Here is a 17,006-nt window from a genome sequence, read left to right as displayed (position 1 = left end):
GATAACACTTACCATCTGGTAATGGCAAGAGGTTTTCCCTCATCAGGTACATTTTTCCCGGTTTATGCCGGTTTCCCATTGTCGGCCTCACTGACCACCAGGGTGTCCCCCTGGCGGAGCACCGTGCCCCCCTTTGGCACGGCGGTGGTACCGTCCGCCCGGCGTACCAGCACGATGAGCACCTCCGCCGGCAGGTCCAGCTCACGGATGGTGCGGCCGATCCAGTCCCGGTGGTCCTCCACCGGCAGCTCCCGCAGGCTGACGCCGCCGTCGTCCTGGTAGACCGGGGTGCTCACCACCAGCAGGTCCCCCGCCCGGATCACCGTGCCGCCGTTGGGGATGAGGCTCTCCTCCCCCCGGCGGATGGTGACTACCAGGGCGTCGGCGGGCAGGTGGCACTCCCCTACCGGCTTTCCCTCCCAGGGGTGGCCGGGGCCAATACGGAACCGGGTCAGGTGGAGCTGGCGCTGGTCCTGGTAATCGTTGAAGGTGCGGCTGACGCTGTCCTCCGTGTCCACCATGTCCAGCCGTCGGGCCACCACGGGCAGCAGGGAGCCCTGTACCGCCACCGACAGCAGGGAGATACAGAACACGATATGGAACAGATCATGTCCGATCTCCGCCCCGCCTGCCAGGGCCATGATGGCGAACACGATGGAGGCCGCGCCCCGCAGCCCGGCCCAGGATACCAGCAGGCACTGCCGCATGGAGCACCGGAAGGGCCTGAGCAGCAGGAAGACCGCCGCCGGCCGGGCCACGAAGGTCAGGAAAAGGGCGATGGCCACCGCCGGCAGCAGCACCCCGGGCAGCTGCCGCGGGAAGGCCAGCAGGCCCAGCAGGAAGAAGATCAGGATCTGGGCCAGTCCGGTGAGCCCATCAAAGAAGTGGACCAGGGCGGCCTTGTGGGGGATTTTTGCGTTGCCCAGCAGGATGCCCGCCAGATAAGCCCCCAGGTAGCCGTTGCCCCCCACCGCCGCAGGCAGGGCATAGGCCAGCAGGGCGGCGGAGAACACAAAAATGGAGTCCAGGCCGTCGGACAGAGTGAGCCGCCGCAGCACCAGAATGGACAGCCAGGCCACCGCCAGCCCAAGAGCCGCGCCGAAGACCGCCTGGGCAAAGATCATCCAGGCCAGATTGCTGCTGCCCCCTACCCCCATCAGAGAGAGGGCGATCATGGTCAGCATGTAGGACACCGGGTCGTTGCTTCCGCTCTCCAATTCCAGCAGCGAGGCGGTATGGTCCCGCAGGCTCAGCTTCTTGGAGCGCAGGATGGAGAACACCGACGCCGCGTCGGTGGAGCTGATGACCGCACCGGTGAGAAAGCTGGCCAGGGGCGTGAAGCCCAGCACAAAGCGGCAGAACAGGGCGGTGAGCAGCGCGGTTACCACCACGCCCAGAGTGGAGAGCACTACCGCCCGGGCCGCCGCCGGTCTGGCCGCCTCCCACCGGGTACCGAAGCCGCCGTAGAACATGATGAAGATAAGGGCCACCGAGCAGATCTGCTCCGCCGCCCTGAAGTCGTCAAAGGGGATGCGCAGCAGCCCGTCGGAGCCGAAGAGCATGCCCAGGGCCATGAAAAGCAGCAGGGCGGGCACCCCTGCCCGCCGGGAAAAGCGGCTGGCCAGGATGCAGGCCACCAGCACCGCTCCGCATAACAGCAGCATATTTACCATCTATTACCTCCTCTGGTTGAGAAAAAGGTTCCGGTCCTGTCCGGGCCGGAGCTTTATCCTTTCCTGTGGTCGAACCGGGGGTCCAGGGCGTCCCGCAGGCCGTCCCCGATGCCCGCCAGACAGAGCACCGTCAGGATGATACACAGTCCCGGCGGCACCCACACCCAGGGCCGGGCGGTGAGCACCGTCAGATTGCTGGCATACTGGATCATATTGCCCCAGGAGGCCTGGGGAGTGCGGATGCCGAAGCCCAGAAAGCTGAGACTGGACTCGGACAAAATGGCCCGCCCCGCCCGCAAGGGGATGGAGCACCATACCGGGGATACCACGTTAGGCAGCACGTTCCGCCGCAGGATGGTGCCCGTCCGGGCCCCCAGGGCACGGGCTGCCAGCACATACTCCCGCTCCCGGGCCGCCAAGGTGTTGCCGTACACCAGTCGGGCGATGCCGGTCCAGCCCAGCAGGCCCAGCACCAGCACGATGTTGGTAGCCGACGGACCCGCCACCGTCACCAGGCAGAGCACCAGCACGATGGAGGGGAAGGTCTGGAAAATATCGGCCAGCCGCATGATCCAGAACTCCCAGGCCCCCCGGCGGTAGCCCGCCAGCAGGCCCAGAGGCACCCCCACCAGACCGCTGATGGCGGCGGAGGTCAGGCCGATAAACAAAGACACCCTTCCCCCGCTGAGCAGCCGGGCCAGCAGATCCCGGCCCACGTCGTCGGTGCCCAGGGGGTGCTCCGCTGACGGAGGGGCCCAGAAGCCGGCCTCCAAATCGCTGACGTTGGGCTCCAGGCCCAGCAGAGGGGGCAGCAGCAGCACCGCCAGCACCTCCAGACAGAGGACGATCAGGCAGGCCATGGCCCGCCGGTCCGCCCGGAACCGTGTCCAGGGGCTCCGGTTCAGTCGCGTTTCTTCCATGGCCTACTCCTTTCCGTAACGCACCCTGGGGTCCGCCAGTCCGTAGACCAGGTCCAGGAGCAGGTTGGTCAGGAGTACCGCCAGGGCGATCACCACAGTGACTCCCATCACCACGGTGTAGTCCCGGCCCGAGATGCCGGAAAAGAGCAGGCTGCCCATGCCGGGCCAGCCAAAGATCTGCTCCACCACCACGGAGCCGCCCAGGATGTGGGGGATGTGGCTGAGGATGGTGGTGAGCACCGGGATGAGGGCACCCCGGAAAGCGTGGCGCACCATGACGGCCCCGTCGGTGAGTCCCTTGGCCCGGGCGGTGCGGATATAGTCCTCCCCCAGGGCCTCCAGACAGGCGGCCCGGGTCTGCTTCACCAGCTCCCCCACGCTGCTCAGGCACACCACCCCGGCGGGGAGGATCAGGTGGCGGAGCAGATCGGCCAGACCGGAAAACCGCCCGGCGGCATACATACCGTTGGCAGGCAGCCAGCCCAGAGTAATGGAAAAGAGAAAGATGCCCGCCAGACAGAGAAAAAAGCCGGGCACGCCGAAGCTGATGAGGCTGAGGGCGGAGGCAACCCGGTCCCAGCCCGACCGGGGCTTCCAGGCCGCCAGCACCCCCAGGGGCAGAGCGATGGCCACCGCCAGCACCACGCCGGTGCCGGTGAGCAGCAGGGAGGGTCCCACCCGCTGGGCGATGAGGCCGGCCACCGGCTTGCCGTTGGCGTAGGAGACCCCCAGGTCCCCCCGGAGCAGGTCTCCCAGCCAGGTCAGATAGCGCTGGGGCAGGGGCAGGTCCAGTCCCAGGGAGGCCGCCAGGGCCGCCCGGTCGGCGTCGGTGGCGCCGCTCCCCTCCCCCATCAGGTCCAGGATGGAGCCCTGGGCCAGGTTGAGCATACAAAATACCAGAATGGTGATCCCGAAGAACACCGGAATGGCCGTCAGCAGACGGCGGCGGAGATATCGTCCCATACTGTTCGCTTCCTCCTGCACTTCCGGCCCCGGATGGGGCACGGGCCGCTATGGGCGGCGGCCCTACGGAGGTTTTTTCTGTTGGTTTGGTCAGGGGCCGGTCAGGCTTCCTTCATCCGCCACGCCCAGATGTTCTCGTTGGAGAAGCTGGAAGAGGGGTAGTCGATGTTGTCCACCGTGGGGGACTGCACATGGAGGGTGCGTCCGAACCACAGGGGGATGAAGGGCCGCTGATCGGCCAGCAGCTCCTGGAGCTTATCCAGCAGCACCTGGCGGGTCTCCCAGCCGGAGGCGGCGCCGATCTGCTCGATATAATAGGTATAGGGCTCCAGGTCGGCGATGTGGAAGATGTTGTTGCCCTGGCTCAGGCGGCTCTCAGTGAACCACAGGGGCAGGGCGCCGGGGGTGTGGCTGGCGATGGCCATGTCGTACTTTCCGTCGGCCATGCCGGAAAAGAGGGCGGCGGAGTCCACCGTCTCGATGGTCACATTCATGTCCACCTCAGCCAGCTCCTGCTGCATGAGGGAGGCCAGACCGGCCCGGTTGGAGGTACAGGCCAGGGTGTAGGTCCGCCCGTCATAGCCCCCCTGCTCCAGCAGGGTGCGGGCCTGATCCACGTCCCGCTCCCAGGTGAGAGAGCAGGTGTACTCGGTACCGGGGGTCACATCGGTGGCGGTAGGCTCACCCAGGCCCTGGGTGGACTGGAGGCACAGAGCCTCCTTGTCCAGGGCCAGGTCGATGGCCCGGCGGACCTCTGCACTGGGGATGGTCTCGCAGTTGAGCATCAGCTCATAGAAGGTGTTGGGCACCTCACCCTCCACCACCTCCAGGCCGGAGGAGCGGGCAGTCTCGGCGTCCTCCACCGACACGTTGCCGCCGAAGGCATAGTAGTCCAGGTCCCCCGAGATGACAGAGGGCAGCAGGTTGGACTTATCCATCACCGTAATGACAAGCCGGTCAAAGTCGGGACAGCCCAGCTGATAGTCCTGGTTGATCTCCAGCACCAGCTGACTGCCGGGGATCTCCTCCACAAACTTGCAGGGACCGGAGCCCACAGGGGCGTCCCACAGGTCCAGCTCCATGATCTGGACGGGGTCCACCCCCTCCATCAGGTGGGTGGGCAGCACATAGAACTCCCGGTTCTTGTCCAGCAGGAAATCCTCGGGGGTGGTGGGACTCTTGAAGGTGAGCTTCAGGGTGTGGTCGTCCACCGCCTCCGCCCCCAGTGTCTCCCCATCCAGGGCCGCGCCGTTGTCATCGGTGCCGGCCAGCACGGAGAATACCGACCGGCCCAGGGCGGGGCAGTTGGGATCGGTCATCAGGGCGATGGTGTCCGCCCAGTGCTGAGCGGTCACCGGGGTGCCGTCATGGAAGGCGGCCTTCTCATCCAGGTGGAAGAGCACCGCCATGCCGTCGTCGGCGCTCTCCCAGCTGACAGCCCCTCTGGGGTCCAGCGTGCCGTCGGCATGGACATAGGCCAGCCGGTCATAGATCTTGTCGCAGATGATGCGGGTGTAGTTGCTGCCCGAAGGGCTGTTGTAGGGCATCAGGGAATCCCAGGCATTGGACAGGCCGTAGCGCACCGTCACCTGCTCTGCGGTAGGCTCTTCCCCGCCGCAGGCGGTCAGGCCAAGGGCCAGGGCCGCGGCCAGCAGCAATGCGATCAGTCGTTTCATGTCGTTCCTCCGTCCTTCTCTTCCTTTTTATTCCACAGTCACCGATTTTGCAAGGTTCCTCGGCTTATCAATGTCACACCCCCGCTGCAGCGCCGTGTAGTAGGCGAACAGCTGCATGGGGACCACCTCCAGGGAGGGCAGCAGCACAGGATGGGTCTCGGGGATGGCGATCACGTGGTCCGCCGTCCGGCCCAGCTGGGCCGCCTTGTCCCGGGTGGTGAGGCCAAGCAGGTCGGCCCCCCGGCTCTTGACCTCCACCGCGTTGCTCACCGTCTTTTCAAACAGCGGCCCGCACCCCGCCAGGGCCACCACCAGGGTACCCGGCTCGATGAGGGAGATGGTGCCGTGCTTGAGCTCGCCGGCGGCGTAGGCCTCCGAGTGGATATAGGAGATCTCCTTCAACTTCAGGGAGCCCTCCAGGCCCACGGCGTAGTCCAGGTTGCGGCCAATGAAGAACATGGAGTGGCGGTTGAAGTACAGGGTGGCAAAGTACTGGATGTCCTCCCGGTCCTGCAGGATCTCCTCCAGCTTGTCCGGAATACGCTGAAGCTCGGTCAAAATGGTGTCGTACTCCGCCCGGCTGATGGTGCCCAGCAGATCGGCGCAGTACAGGCCGATGAGGTAGATCACCGCCAGCTGGGTGGAATAGGCCTTGGTGGTGGCCACGGCGATCTCCGGTCCCGCCCAGGTGTAGAGCACGGTGTCGCTCTCCCGGGCGATGGTGGAGCCCACCACGTTGACGATGGACACCACCTTGGCCCCCAGCCGTCTGGCCTCCCGCATGGCGGCCAGGGTGTCGATGGTCTCGCCGGACTGGCTGATGACCAGGGCCAGGGTGTGCTCGGTCACAATGGGGTCGCAGTAGCGGAACTCAGAGGCCAGGGTCACCTCCACCGGCTTGCGCAGCAGCTTTTCCAGGATATACTTGGCCGCCACGCCCACATGGTAGGAGGAGCCGCAGGCGATGACATACAGCCGGTCCATCTCCTCCAGCTCCCGGGCGGTGAGCCCCCAGTCGTCCAGCACCACCCGGCCGTCTTTGATCCGGGGAGAGATGGTCTTGCGGACGGCCTCGGGCTGCTCCATGATCTCCTTGATCATGAAGTGCTCATAGCCGCCCTTCTCCGCCGCCGAGATCTCCCAGTCCACATGGCGGCGCTCCTTCTCCACCGGGCGCAGGTAGGAGTCGTACACCCACAGGTGGTCGGCGGTAAGCTCGGCGATCTCCCCGTCCTCCAGCCAGCACACCTCCCGGGTGTACTTGATGAGGGCGGTGACGTCGCTGGCCAGATAGTGGGCCCCGTCTCCGAAGCCCAGGATCAAAGGACTGTCCTTCCGGGCGGCGATGAGCCGGTCGGGGCAGTCGGCGCACAGGATGCCCAGGGCGTAGGCGCCCCGGATGGTATGGAGGGTGCGCACCACTGCCTCCAGCAGGTTTCCCTGATAATAATATTCCAGCAGCTGGGCGGCCACCTCGGTATCGGTGTCCGAGACGAACTGCACGCCCTCCGACTGGAGAAATTCCCGTAGCTCGGCGTAATTTTCAATGATGCCGTTGTGGACCACCGCAAACCGGCCGTTCTCGCTGACCTGGGGGTGGGAATTCACATCCGACGGGGCCCCGTGGGTGGCCCAGCGGGTGTGACCCACGCCGATGGTGCCGTGGAGGGTGGAACCCCCCTTGACCAGGTCGTGGAGCACCTGGAGCCGGCCCTTGGCCTTGGCCACCTGCATGCCTTCCTCCGCTCCGTATACCGCGACTCCGGCGGAGTCATACCCCCGGTACTCCAGTCTGGAAAGACCATCCAGCAAAATGGGCGCGGCCTCATCCCTTCCTACAAATCCAACGATCCCGCACATAGCGCTCCTCCTGATGGGTTTGACGTGGTTGATCTATGGTACTTAAATTAGGATTATAGCACGAAAACGTTGGTAAAACAATGGCAGAACGGCCGAATTTAGGTCCGCTCCCGCCGGTCCCTCTGTCTGACCTGCGCCCCCTCCACCAGAATGGTGTCCGCCCCGAAGCGGCGCACCGCCGACCAGGGAAAGATCACGTCGGGCTCCCGGCCCAGCAGACCGAAGAGCCGCAGCCGTCCCGGCACCACCAGGGCGGTCACCTTTCCCTCCTCCAGATCCACCACCACGTCCCCCACATAGCCCACCCGGCTGCCGTCGGTCATGTTGATGATCTCCTTGCACCGCAGCTCGTATCCCCGGCATTCCATCGGGCATCCCCCCTTCTTCCCATCTCTATGCCCGCCACAGGTTGACCCAGTATACTTACCTGCCGGTAATCTTGCGCCAGGGAACTCCAGCGCCTATAATAAATAGGATGTTATGTGTGTGGAGGAGAGCGTCATGCTGGACAATCTGATCTACTGTCTCAACGGTACCATTCCTATTTTTCTGCTCATGCTGCTGGGCGTGGCCTTCCGGAAAATGGGCTTTTTCAGCCAGGCGTTTGCCGACAAGCTCAACAGCTACGTCTTTAAGGTGGGTCTGCCCGTCATGCTCTTCAAGGATCTGACGGGCTCTGACTTCTTCGAGGTGTGGGACACCGCCTTTGTGGTGTTCTGCCTGCTGGCCACCCTGGCCTCCATCCTGCTCACCGCCCTGCTCAGCCGCCTGCTGAAGGAGCCCCCTCTGCGGGGAGAGTTCATCCAGGTGGGCTACCGCAGCAGCGTGGCCCTGCTTGGGGCCGCTTTTTTGGAAAACCTCTACGGCAGCGCCGGGGCCGCCAGCCTCATCATCATCGGCGCGGTGCCCCTGTACAACGCGGCGGCGGTGGCCGTGCTCTCCCTCACCAGTCCCAGCCAGAAGGGGCTGTCCAAAGGAGCCATGAAGAAGGTGGTCAAGGGGATCATCACCAACCCCATCATTCTGGGCATCGTGGTGGGTCTGGTGTGGACCCTGCTGCGCATCCCCCAGCCCGCCATCCTCACCAAGACGGTGAACAGCGTGGCGGCCACCGGCACCCCTCTGGGGCTGATGGCTCTGGGCGCCTCCTTCGACTGGAAGAAGGCCATCGGCCGCATCAAGCCCGCCCTCTCCGCCACCGCTCTCAAGCTGGTGGTCTTTGTGGCCATTTTCCTGCCCATCGCCGTGGCCATGGGCTTCCGGGACGACAAGCTGGTGGCCGCCCTCACCATGCTGGGCAGCCCCACCACCGTCAGCTGCTTTGTCATGGCCCGCAATATGGGCCACGAGGGAACCCTCACCTCCAGCACCGTCATGCTCACCACCGCTTTCAGCGCCTTTACCCTCACCCTGTGGCTCTACCTGCTCCGGTCCCTGGCCCTGATCTGACCCCTTCCGCCAAAATCAACAGACATGCCGGCCGCAGGGCCGGAAAAGACAGCGCTTTTCCCTCTTGTAATTTGGGCCAAAGTTACTATACTAGTACGGTGCTCTGATTTCAATTTGGAAAGGTTGCCGTCCCATGGAACAACAAGCCCCACTCCGCCGGCGCGAGCCGGGCATTCTCTCCCTCACCTGGCCTATCTTTATCGAGCTGCTGCTCCAGATGCTGGTGGGCAACGCCGACCAGGTCATGGTGGGCCACTTCGACCCCAACGGCGTGGGCGCCATCGGCAACGCCAACCAGATCACCAACCTGGTGCTGCTGGTCTTCTCGGTGATCTCCACCGCCTCCACCATCCTGCTCTCCCGCTACCTGGGGGCGGAGGACAAACGGCGGGTCAACGAGACCTACACCCTCTCCCTGGTGGTCAACGCCCTCTTCGGTCTGGCGGTGGGGGCCATTCTCATTGGCCTGTGCGGCCCCATCTTCACCCTGATGCAAATGCCGGCGGAAATCATGGACCGCAGCTGCCTGTACCTGCGCATCATCGGCGGCGGCATGGTGTTCCAGGCGGTCTACCTCACCTTTACCGCTTTTTTCCGCTCCAACCAGATGATGAAGGAGAGCATGATCGTGGCGGTGACCATGAACCTGCTCAACATCGGAGGTAACGCAGTGCTCATCGGCGGAGCCTTCGGCCTGCCCGCCCTGGGTGTGGCAGGTGCCGCCCTGTCCAGCGACATCTCCCGTGTGGTGGGAGTCATCCTCATCGCCGTGCTCTTCCGCCGGAAGTTCGGCCCCGTGCTCTCCCTGAAGCTGCTGCGCCCCTTCCCCGCCGACCAGCTGCGGCGGCTGCTGCGCATCGGCATCCCCGCCGGCGGCGAGTCCATCTCCTACAACCTGTCCCAGGTGGCCATCCAGTCCATCTGCAACCTGTTTGCCATCTTCGTCATCAACACCCGGGTGTACGCCAACATGTTCGCCATGCTGACCTACATGTTCGGCTCCGCCATCTCCCAGGCCGCTCAGGTCATGGCCGCCCATCTCATGGGGGCCGGACGGACCGGGGATGTGGACCGGCTGGTCAAGCGCACTCTGCTGGCCTCTCTTGCCATCTCGGGGCTGATGGCGGTGGTGCTGCTGGTATTCTGCCAGCCTCTGCTGGGCCTGTTCACCAAGGACCCCCAGGTGCTGGAGCTCTTCCGTATCATCATGATCATCGAGATCCCCCTGGAACTGGGCCGGGCGGTGAACATGGTCATGTGCCGGGTCCTCCAGGCCTGCGGCGACATCCGCTTTCCCATCACCATCTGCATCTTCAGCGCCTGGCTCACCGCCGTGGTGGGCGGCTTTGTGCTGGCGGTGCCCATGGGCCTGGGTCTGGCGGGGCTGTGGATCGCCATGGCCTGCGACGAATGCCTGCGGGCGGTGCTCTTCCTGCTGCGGTGGCGCAGCGGGACCTGGTGCCGCAAAAACCTGCTGTCCATGTAAGAAAGGATGTGTTGTCCATGAAGACCGGGATCGTGCTGGAGGGAGGCGCTATCCGCACCATCTTCTCCTCCGGTGTGTGCGACGCCCTGCTCACCGGCAATGTCATGCCGGATTATGTCATCGGCGTCTCCGCCGGTATCGCCTACGGCGTCAGCTATGTGTCCAGACAGATCGGCCGCAACCTGGATATTATGGTAAACTACGCCAACGACAAGCGGTACATGGGCATGGGCAACCTGCTCCGCCGGAACAACCGGGCTTATTTTGGACTGGAATTTGTGTTTGACACCATTCCAAACCAGCTCATTCCCTTTGATTACGACACCTTCAACGCCTTCCCCGGCGAGGTGGAGGCGGCGGTGACCAACCTGGACACCGGCAAAGCGGAATATCTGCCGGTGGACCGGAGCGACAAAACCTTTACCATCCTCCAGGCCACCTGCGCCATGCCCCTCCTCTTCCCCATCTTTCACATCGATGGAAAGCCCTTTCTGGACGGCGGAGCCGCCGACGCCATTCCCTTTGACCGGGCCTTTGACAAGGGCTGTGACCGGGTCATCGTGGTGCTCACCCGGGAGCGGTCCTTCCGGAGGCAGCCCGAAAAGCTCCAGCCCATCATCGACCGGTTTTACCGGAAGTATCCTAAGTTCTGTGACACCATGCGCCGCCGGGCCGACACCTACAACGAGGCCCGGGAAAAGCTCTTTCAGCTGGAGAAGGAGGGCAGGGTGCTCCTCTTCGCTCCCCACAACACCCAGGGCTTCAGCCGCACCGAGCGGGACGTGGCCAAAATCCGGGCCCTGTGGCAGGACGGCTACGACGAGGGTACGGAACGGCTGGATGAAGTCAGAGCCTTTCTGGCCGGACAATAAAGCAGGACCCGGGCGGCAGCTGCCGCCCGGGTCCTTTTTATATCTCACTCCTCTTCACCTGTCTCGGTGACCATGACCATACCGGCATCTGCTCCGGTACCGTCAGGCAGAGCCACGTTGGTCACAGCCACGGGCTTTCCCTCCTCATCCAGGGTGACCTGAACGGAGACCTTGGCTCCCTCGTCCTCCCGGGTCCAGAGGTAGCTGCCCTCCTGCTCCATGGCGTCGGTGATGTCAGTCTCCTCCCCGTCCACGGTGAGGATGATGCGGCCGTCCTTCTCCTCCACCTCCGTCTCGGGCAGGCACAGGGCGGTGACCGTCTCACCAGTGTCATCCATCACGATCTCTTCCCGATAATCGCCCAGCGATGTAGATGTGCGAATGGTGGCCAGCAGGCCTTCCAGCGCCTCGGGGTTTGCGGCGCTTACGGTCACCATCAGGGCCGCGGTCACCGCGGCGGCGATCAGGCCCACCCGCAGCGGGCGGCGGACCGGCTTTTTCTGCTTCTGTTCTGCCATTTCAATGACCTCCTGTAGGGCTTCTTCGGAGACGTGAAGCTCCGAGCATCGTTCACGGTACGCGTTGTGGTCGAACATCATCGTTCTCCTCCTCTTCTTCCGAAAGCGTCCGGCGCAGCCGGGCCCGGGCCCGCTGGAGCCAGGTCTGTACTGTGGAGGGCTTGACCCCCATAGCCGCCGCCGTTTCCTTGACGGAGCAGCCCTCGAAATAATAGAGATAGATGGTCAGGCGGTACTTCCCATCCAGCGCCATCACCGCCTGAAACACCTCCTCCCTGCGGTCCTCCGCAGGAAACGGGGCCTCGTCCCGCTCCTCCAGCGGCACCGCCCGGCGGCGCCAGAAGGAACGCAGTACCTTCCGGCTCTCGTTGACCGCCACCCGCAGCAGCCAGTGCTTCAGATGGTCCTCACTCTCAAAGCCCTCCTGCTGGTAGAGCTTGAGGAGCACGGTCTGCACCACATCCTCCGCGTCCGCCCGGGTGCGCAGGGCGTGGTAGGCCACCCGGTAGAGCATATCCCCATAGGTCCGGGCCGCCTGTTCAAATGTCTCGTCGGTCATGACTACTCCCTTTCTGTGGGTTGGTTTGAAAGGCCTTTCACCAGGAATACCCCTCAGCGCCCCATAAAATCTCACCGCGGGCTAAAAAATTTGGGGCGTCCCATGGACACCCCAAATGTTACTCCCGACCCAGGCGCCGGTAGACCGTGAAATACATGGTGAGGATACAGGCCAGACCGCCCAGCACGTTGGAGATGGGCTCGGCCAGGAACACGCCGTCCGCCCCAAAGCCCACCAGCGGCAGAATGAGAGTCAGGGGAGCCACAATAAAAGCCTTGCGGAGCAGAGAGAAGAATACCGCGCTCCTGGACCGGCCCAGACCTACGAAGGTGGACTGACCGATGAACTGGAAGGCCATGAAGAAGAAGGTGGCAAAGTAGATGCGGAAGGCGGGAATGCCGGCGGCGATGAGATCGGCCTCATCGTTGAAGATCCGGATGAGGGGCCCGGGCAGGAGCATCACAACCGCCCAGGCGGCCATGGAATAGCCCACCGTCAGCACGGTGGTAAACCGGATGCCCTGACGCACCCGCTCATACTGACCGGCGCCGTAGTTGTAGCCCAGCACCGGCTGGCAGCCGTTGGTGATGCCCTGGACCGGCATGGTGATGATCTCCCGGATGGAGTTGATCACCGTCATGACGCCCACATACAAATCTCCGCCGTAGGTCTCCAAAGAGGCATTGCACAGCACCTGAGCCAGGCTGTTGGTCATGGACATGACAAAGCCGGAGGTACCAAGACTCAAGATCCGCTTTACCCGGCCCGCCCGCAGCCGGAGGGCGGACAGCCGCAGCTTCAGCAAGGCCCGCCTGCCGGTGAGGAATTTCAGCACCCACACCGCCGAGCAGGCCTGGGAGATGACGGTGGCCAGAGCGGCCCCCCGCACCCCCATGCCCAGCAGGAAGATAAAGATGGGGTCCAGCACAATATTGACGGCGGCGCCCACCGCCACCGTGATCATGCCCATGCGGCTGAAACCCTGGGCGTTGATAAAGGGATTCATGCCCAGGCTGATCATGACGAAGAGGGTGCCCAGGATGTAGATGGTCAGATAGTCGTTGGCGTAGGGAAAGGTAACATCGCTGGCCCCAAACAGATAGAGGATGGGCCGGCGGAAGATGAGGCACAGCACCGTGAGGGACGCGCCCAGGAGAAGGAGCAGGGCGAAGGAGTTGCCCATGATCTGCTCGGCCTCCTCATCCTCCCCCCTTCCCCGGCAGATGGAACACAGCGGAGCGCCGCCCATGCCGCACAGATTGGCAAAGCCCATGACAATGGAGATGATGGGCAGGCACAGACCCAGCCCCGTCAGGGCCAGGTGGCCGGGCAGGCGGCCCAGGTACATCCGGTCCACCACGTTGTACAGGATATTGATGAGCTGGGCCACCGTCATGGGCACCGCCATGTTGACGATGTTGCGTGCCACACTGCCCTTGGAAAAATCGTTCTGGTTCTTGTCCTGCGTGGCCCCTCACCTCTTCTCTTGCAATTTGGATGTTTTTGGGGTATACCTATAGGGAACCCACAGCTCCGCCCCACCCAAGGGGCGGATGCATAATAAATAATTATACTACAGTCTGAAAACACAGGCAATGGAAAGGGTATGATTTCTTTGACACTGTTGGAGCAGGCCAAGGCCCTGGAGCCCCAGCTGCGGGCCATGAAGGACGATCTGCACCGCCACCCCGAGCTGAGCTTTCAGGAGGTGCGCACCACCGGGATTTTAAAGGAAAAGCTGACCGCCCTGGGTCTGGAGCTTATTGACCTGGGCATGGACACCGGCGTGGTAGCCCTGCTGCGGGGGGCCCGCCCCGGCAAAACCGTGGCCCTCCGGGCGGACATTGACGCCATCGCCCAGCAGGAGGCCGCCCATGACGGGGCGGTGTCCCAGTGTGACGGGCTGATGCACGGCTGCGGCCACGACTTCCACACCGTGGGGCTGTACGGCGCCGCCTGCCTGCTGGCCGGCCGGCGGGAGGCGCTGGCGGGCAACGTGGTCTTCCTCTTCCAGCCCGCCGAGGAGGTCACCCAGGGAGCCCAGGCCATGATCAACCATGGCCTGTGGGACAAGCTGCCCGCCAAGCCGGACTGCCTCTTCGGCCTGCACAACCGGCCCGAGCTGCCCGCCGGGCAGATCGCCGTCATGGAGGGGCCGGTGATGTCGGGCAAGAGCCACTTTGTCATTACCCTCCACGGCATCTCCGGCCACGGCGGCTCCCCCCACAAGTGTACCGACGTCATTGTGACCGGGGCGGCGGTGGTGAACGCCCTCCAGACCGTGGTGAGCCGCAACACCGATCCCCTGGACAGCCTGGTGTGCTCCGTGCTGTCCATCCACGCCGGTACTCCCGATAACTTCGTCCCCGACGTGCTCACCATGACAGGGAGCATCCGGGCCCATTCCGCTGCCGCCCACCGAAAGGCGGAGGAGCGGCTGCGCGAACTGACCCTGGGGGTATCCGCCGCCTATGGCTGCACGGCGGAGGTGGAGTTCCACCCCGGCGTGCCCGCCACCGTCAACTCCCCCGAAATGACCGCCCTGGCCCGGAAGGCCGCTCTGGCCCTGGTGGACCCGGAACAGGTGGTCTCCCCCGCCCCCGACATGGGCTCCGAGGACTTCGCCGTCTTTGGCCAGGAGGTGCCCTCCTTCTTCTACTGGCTGGGCTCCGGCTTCCCCGGTCAGTTCAATCCCTGCTGGCACAACGAGCACTTCCGCACCGACGACTCCGCCCTCCCTCTGGCCGCCGCTCTGCTGGCCCAGTCCGCCCTGGTGGGCCTGGATGCTTAACCCCATCCATATAAAAATGTCCCCCGGATCTCCGATCCGGGGGACGTTCTGTTTTCAGCGCAGGACAGGGAGCCGTACGCCCAGCTGGCGGGTCAGGTAGAGCCGGGCACAGGTCTGGATACGGCTGAGCAGCTCCGCCACGCTGGTGAGGCTGTTCCGGGTGAGCAGCAGGCTCTTGGCGGTGGCATAGTAAAGCTGCACGGCGTGGTGCCGGGCCACCGGGTCGCTGATAATCTTGAACTCGGCCACATCGGAGCCGTGAATGGCCAGAGTCAGGGAAATCAGGGCGGCATAGCCCACCGCATCGGCCAGCAGGCCGTCCAGGAAGCGTTCCCGGAAGCCCTGCTGCGGGCGGTATTCCGCCTTGGCATAGCCCTCCCACAGGGCCCCAAAGGTCTGGCGATAGGACCGGAAGAGCTGCTCTATGGTGTCCAGCAGGTAGCGGCGGAACCGCTCCTCCTCATCGGCACCGGAGAGGGGGTGGAAGAAGGAGGCGGCATAGACGCTGAGGGTGTTGCCCAAAAAGTAGCCCAGATCGTAGGCGCAGGGACCGGCAAAGGTGTACTCCATGTCGATGACCTTCATCCGGTCGCCGTCGATGAAGATATTGCCCGGGTGGAGATCGGAGTGAATGAGGGCCTCCCCGTGGCTCATATACCGGTGGCGCAGCAGGTAGGTCTCCGTCTGCACCACCGGCTCCTCCAGCCCAGCCCGCAGGTGCATGGTCTCAGGGGCGGGCGCAAAGGGTGAGCGGTGGAGCATGCTCCACTCCTCCATGACCCGGCGCATGCCGCTGTTGGTAAAGGCTTGAGCCAGCTGACGGAACTTCTCCCGGGGCAGGTAAAATTCCGAGGTGAAAAAGGCAATGGAGGCCATGAACGCGCCGCAGTTGGGTCCCAGCTCCGGAAAGATCTCCCCCCGGGCCAGTCCACTGCGGCAGGGGTGGAGGTAGGACACGTCCTCCATTGCGAACACGTTGTTTTCCCGGTCCACCCAGTAGACCTCCGGTACATACTGGGGCACGATGGCCCGGCGCAGCCGCAGGCTGGCTGCCTCCAGCTGATTGCGGGAGGGCGGGAGACGGTAGCTGGACTCCCGGGCGGAGCGGATGTTCTCCTGTCCCTGCTTGACGATGATGGACCGTTTGGGGCTGCTGACCTGGAAGATATCGTTGATCAGTCCCGCCGAATCCTCCCCCTGTTCACCGATGACCCGGATCTCCAGGGGGCCCTCCTCCGCAAAGGACGGATCATGGGCGCGCAGATAGTCCGGCAGATTTTCTCTGGTCAGGATCAGCATGGCGGCAGTCCTCCCCTTCCCCACAGGGACAGCATTCGCAGGATACCAAAAGTATACCCCGCCCCGCCTCAAATGGAAAGCGACATCCTTGCCCCCACCCTGTCATTTTTTGCCCATCCGTCAGAGCGCGTGGTAGCAGGGGGTGCGGCGGCGGTAGGTACACACCCACCGGAAGCCGCAGGCCTCCAGCAGTTCCAGGGCCCGGGGGAAGCCCGCCCCGACGTAGCGGGCCTGGTGGGCGTCGGAGCCCAGGGTGATGATCTGGCCCCCCAGGTCCCGGTAGAGCTTGAGCAGCCACTGCCAGCCCTCCACCGTGGTACCCTGGGTGGTGTTGAGCTCCATGCCCCGGCCCGAGTCAATGACCTGCCGCAGCAGAGCGGCCAGCCGGTCCTCCCAGGGCTCCAGGGTCAGCTGGTACTCCGCCGGCAGATAGCGCAGGGGGTAGATGATATGGCCCAGCACGTCGTAGCTGTTTGTGACGGCCAGCTCCTCCAGCTGGCGGATATAGTCCTCCAGAATGGCCTCCGCCCCCTGGCGGCTGGTGCAGGCCTTGGCCGCCGTATAGATGCCGATGCCCCCATAGGACAGGCTGGTGGAGTGGAGGGAGCCGATGACAAAATCCAGCTGGGGCAGGTCCAGGCATTTGTCCACCGCCTGGGTGTCCACCGTGCTGTTGCCCACCTCGATGCCCACCCGCAGCTCCACCTGACCGGCCAGCCGGTTGCGCAGCCGCCGCCACTGCATGAGCACCGGTTCAAAGTCATAGCTGGTGGGCAGGCGGTTGCCCTGCTGGTCCAGCAGGTTCCAGTGCTCGGTCATACACAGCTCCGCCACGCCGGCCGCCCGAGCCGCCCGGGCATTCTCCATCAGCGTGGATTTGCTGTCCCCCGAGATATAGGTATGGGTATGATAGTCCGAAACATAACGCAGCATAAGGATC

15 protein-coding genes are annotated in these 17,006 nt (G+C 64.1%); 4 read left to right on the top strand and 11 right to left on the bottom strand.

Annotated elements, in window-relative coordinates; all coding sequences use genetic code 11:
- Positions 1 to 62 precede the first annotated feature (62 nt).
- From B5G34_RS13990 to B5G34_RS13965, 6 genes are all read right to left on the bottom strand, one after another.
- Positions 63 to 1,673: a potassium/proton antiporter gene (locus B5G34_RS13990; RefSeq protein ID WP_087338780.1), complete on the bottom strand. Its 1,611-nt coding sequence runs from the start codon at positions 1,671 to 1,673 to the stop codon at positions 63 to 65.
- 53 nt (positions 1,674 to 1,726) lie between these two features.
- Positions 1,727 to 2,593: an ABC transporter permease gene (locus B5G34_RS13985; RefSeq protein ID WP_087338777.1), complete on the bottom strand. Its 867-nt coding sequence runs from the start codon at positions 2,591 to 2,593 to the stop codon at positions 1,727 to 1,729.
- Between the two features lie 3 nt (positions 2,594 to 2,596).
- Positions 2,597 to 3,556, bottom strand: coding sequence for an ABC transporter permease (locus B5G34_RS13980; RefSeq protein WP_087338774.1), 960 nt, complete (start codon positions 3,554 to 3,556; stop codon positions 2,597 to 2,599).
- 101 nt (positions 3,557 to 3,657) lie between these two features.
- Positions 3,658 to 5,232, bottom strand: a complete 1,575-nt coding sequence (locus B5G34_RS13975; RefSeq protein WP_087338771.1) for an ABC transporter substrate-binding protein — start codon at positions 5,230 to 5,232, stop codon at positions 3,658 to 3,660.
- 27 nt (positions 5,233 to 5,259) lie between these two features.
- Positions 5,260 to 7,092, bottom strand: coding sequence for a glutamine--fructose-6-phosphate transaminase (isomerizing) (gene glmS, locus B5G34_RS13970; RefSeq protein ID WP_087338768.1), 1,833 nt, complete (start codon positions 7,090 to 7,092; stop codon positions 5,260 to 5,262).
- 98 nt (positions 7,093 to 7,190) lie between these two features.
- Positions 7,191 to 7,460, bottom strand: coding sequence for a YlmC/YmxH family sporulation protein (locus tag B5G34_RS13965; protein ID WP_087338765.1), 270 nt, complete (start codon positions 7,458 to 7,460; stop codon positions 7,191 to 7,193).
- Positions 7,461 to 7,593: 133 nt separating this feature from the next.
- On the opposite strand from B5G34_RS13965, the gene B5G34_RS13960 reads away from it, so the two are divergent.
- The 3 genes from B5G34_RS13960 (at position 7,594) to B5G34_RS13950 (ending at position 10,899) form a co-directional block, all read left to right on the top strand.
- Positions 7,594 to 8,541, top strand: a complete 948-nt coding sequence (locus B5G34_RS13960; protein ID WP_087338762.1) for an AEC family transporter — start codon at positions 7,594 to 7,596, stop codon at positions 8,539 to 8,541.
- 133 nt (positions 8,542 to 8,674) lie between these two features.
- Positions 8,675 to 10,027: an MATE family efflux transporter gene (locus B5G34_RS13955; RefSeq protein WP_087338759.1), complete on the top strand. Its 1,353-nt coding sequence runs from the start codon at positions 8,675 to 8,677 to the stop codon at positions 10,025 to 10,027.
- Between the two features lie 17 nt (positions 10,028 to 10,044).
- Positions 10,045 to 10,899: a patatin family protein gene (locus B5G34_RS13950; RefSeq protein ID WP_087338757.1), complete on the top strand. Its 855-nt coding sequence runs from the start codon at positions 10,045 to 10,047 to the stop codon at positions 10,897 to 10,899.
- Between the two features lie 44 nt (positions 10,900 to 10,943).
- On the opposite strand, the gene B5G34_RS13945 is transcribed toward B5G34_RS13950, so the two are convergent.
- The 3 genes from B5G34_RS13945 to B5G34_RS13935 form a co-directional block, all read right to left on the bottom strand.
- The gene (locus tag B5G34_RS13945) at positions 10,944 to 11,417 is read right to left on the bottom strand and encodes a hypothetical protein (RefSeq protein ID WP_087338754.1); all 474 of its coding nucleotides are present in this window, start codon (positions 11,415 to 11,417) and stop codon (positions 10,944 to 10,946) included.
- A gap of 52 nt (positions 11,418 to 11,469) precedes the next feature.
- Positions 11,470 to 11,976, bottom strand: coding sequence for a sigma-70 family RNA polymerase sigma factor (locus B5G34_RS13940; RefSeq protein WP_087338751.1), 507 nt, complete (start codon positions 11,974 to 11,976; stop codon positions 11,470 to 11,472).
- A gap of 118 nt (positions 11,977 to 12,094) precedes the next feature.
- Entirely contained in the window at positions 12,095 to 13,384 is a 1,290-nt protein-coding gene (locus B5G34_RS13935) for an MATE family efflux transporter (RefSeq protein WP_087338904.1), read from the bottom strand.
- A gap of 198 nt (positions 13,385 to 13,582) precedes the next feature.
- Here B5G34_RS13935 and B5G34_RS13930 point away from each other — a divergent pair, with 198 nt between their 5' ends.
- The gene (locus B5G34_RS13930; protein ID WP_087338748.1) at positions 13,583 to 14,767 is read left to right on the top strand and encodes a M20 family metallopeptidase; all 1,185 of its coding nucleotides are present in this window, start codon (positions 13,583 to 13,585) and stop codon (positions 14,765 to 14,767) included.
- A 54-nt stretch (positions 14,768 to 14,821) separates the two neighbouring features.
- On the opposite strand, the gene B5G34_RS13925 is transcribed toward B5G34_RS13930, so the two are convergent.
- Positions 14,822 to 16,066, bottom strand: a complete 1,245-nt coding sequence (locus tag B5G34_RS13925; RefSeq protein WP_087338745.1) for a phosphotransferase — start codon at positions 16,064 to 16,066, stop codon at positions 14,822 to 14,824.
- 120 nt (positions 16,067 to 16,186) lie between these two features.
- Entirely contained in the window at positions 16,187 to 16,999 is an 813-nt protein-coding gene (locus tag B5G34_RS13920) for a histidinol-phosphatase HisJ family protein (protein WP_087338742.1), read from the bottom strand.
- Positions 17,000 to 17,006: the final 7 nt, after the last annotated feature.

Origin of the sequence: Flavonifractor sp. An82, assembly GCF_002159265.1 — a bacterium.
In the GTDB taxonomy this organism is placed as follows: Bacteria; Bacillota; Clostridia; order Oscillospirales; family Oscillospiraceae; genus Flavonifractor.
Note: the sequence above shows the minus strand (reverse complement) of the source record. Positions and strands in the feature narration are given on the sequence as shown.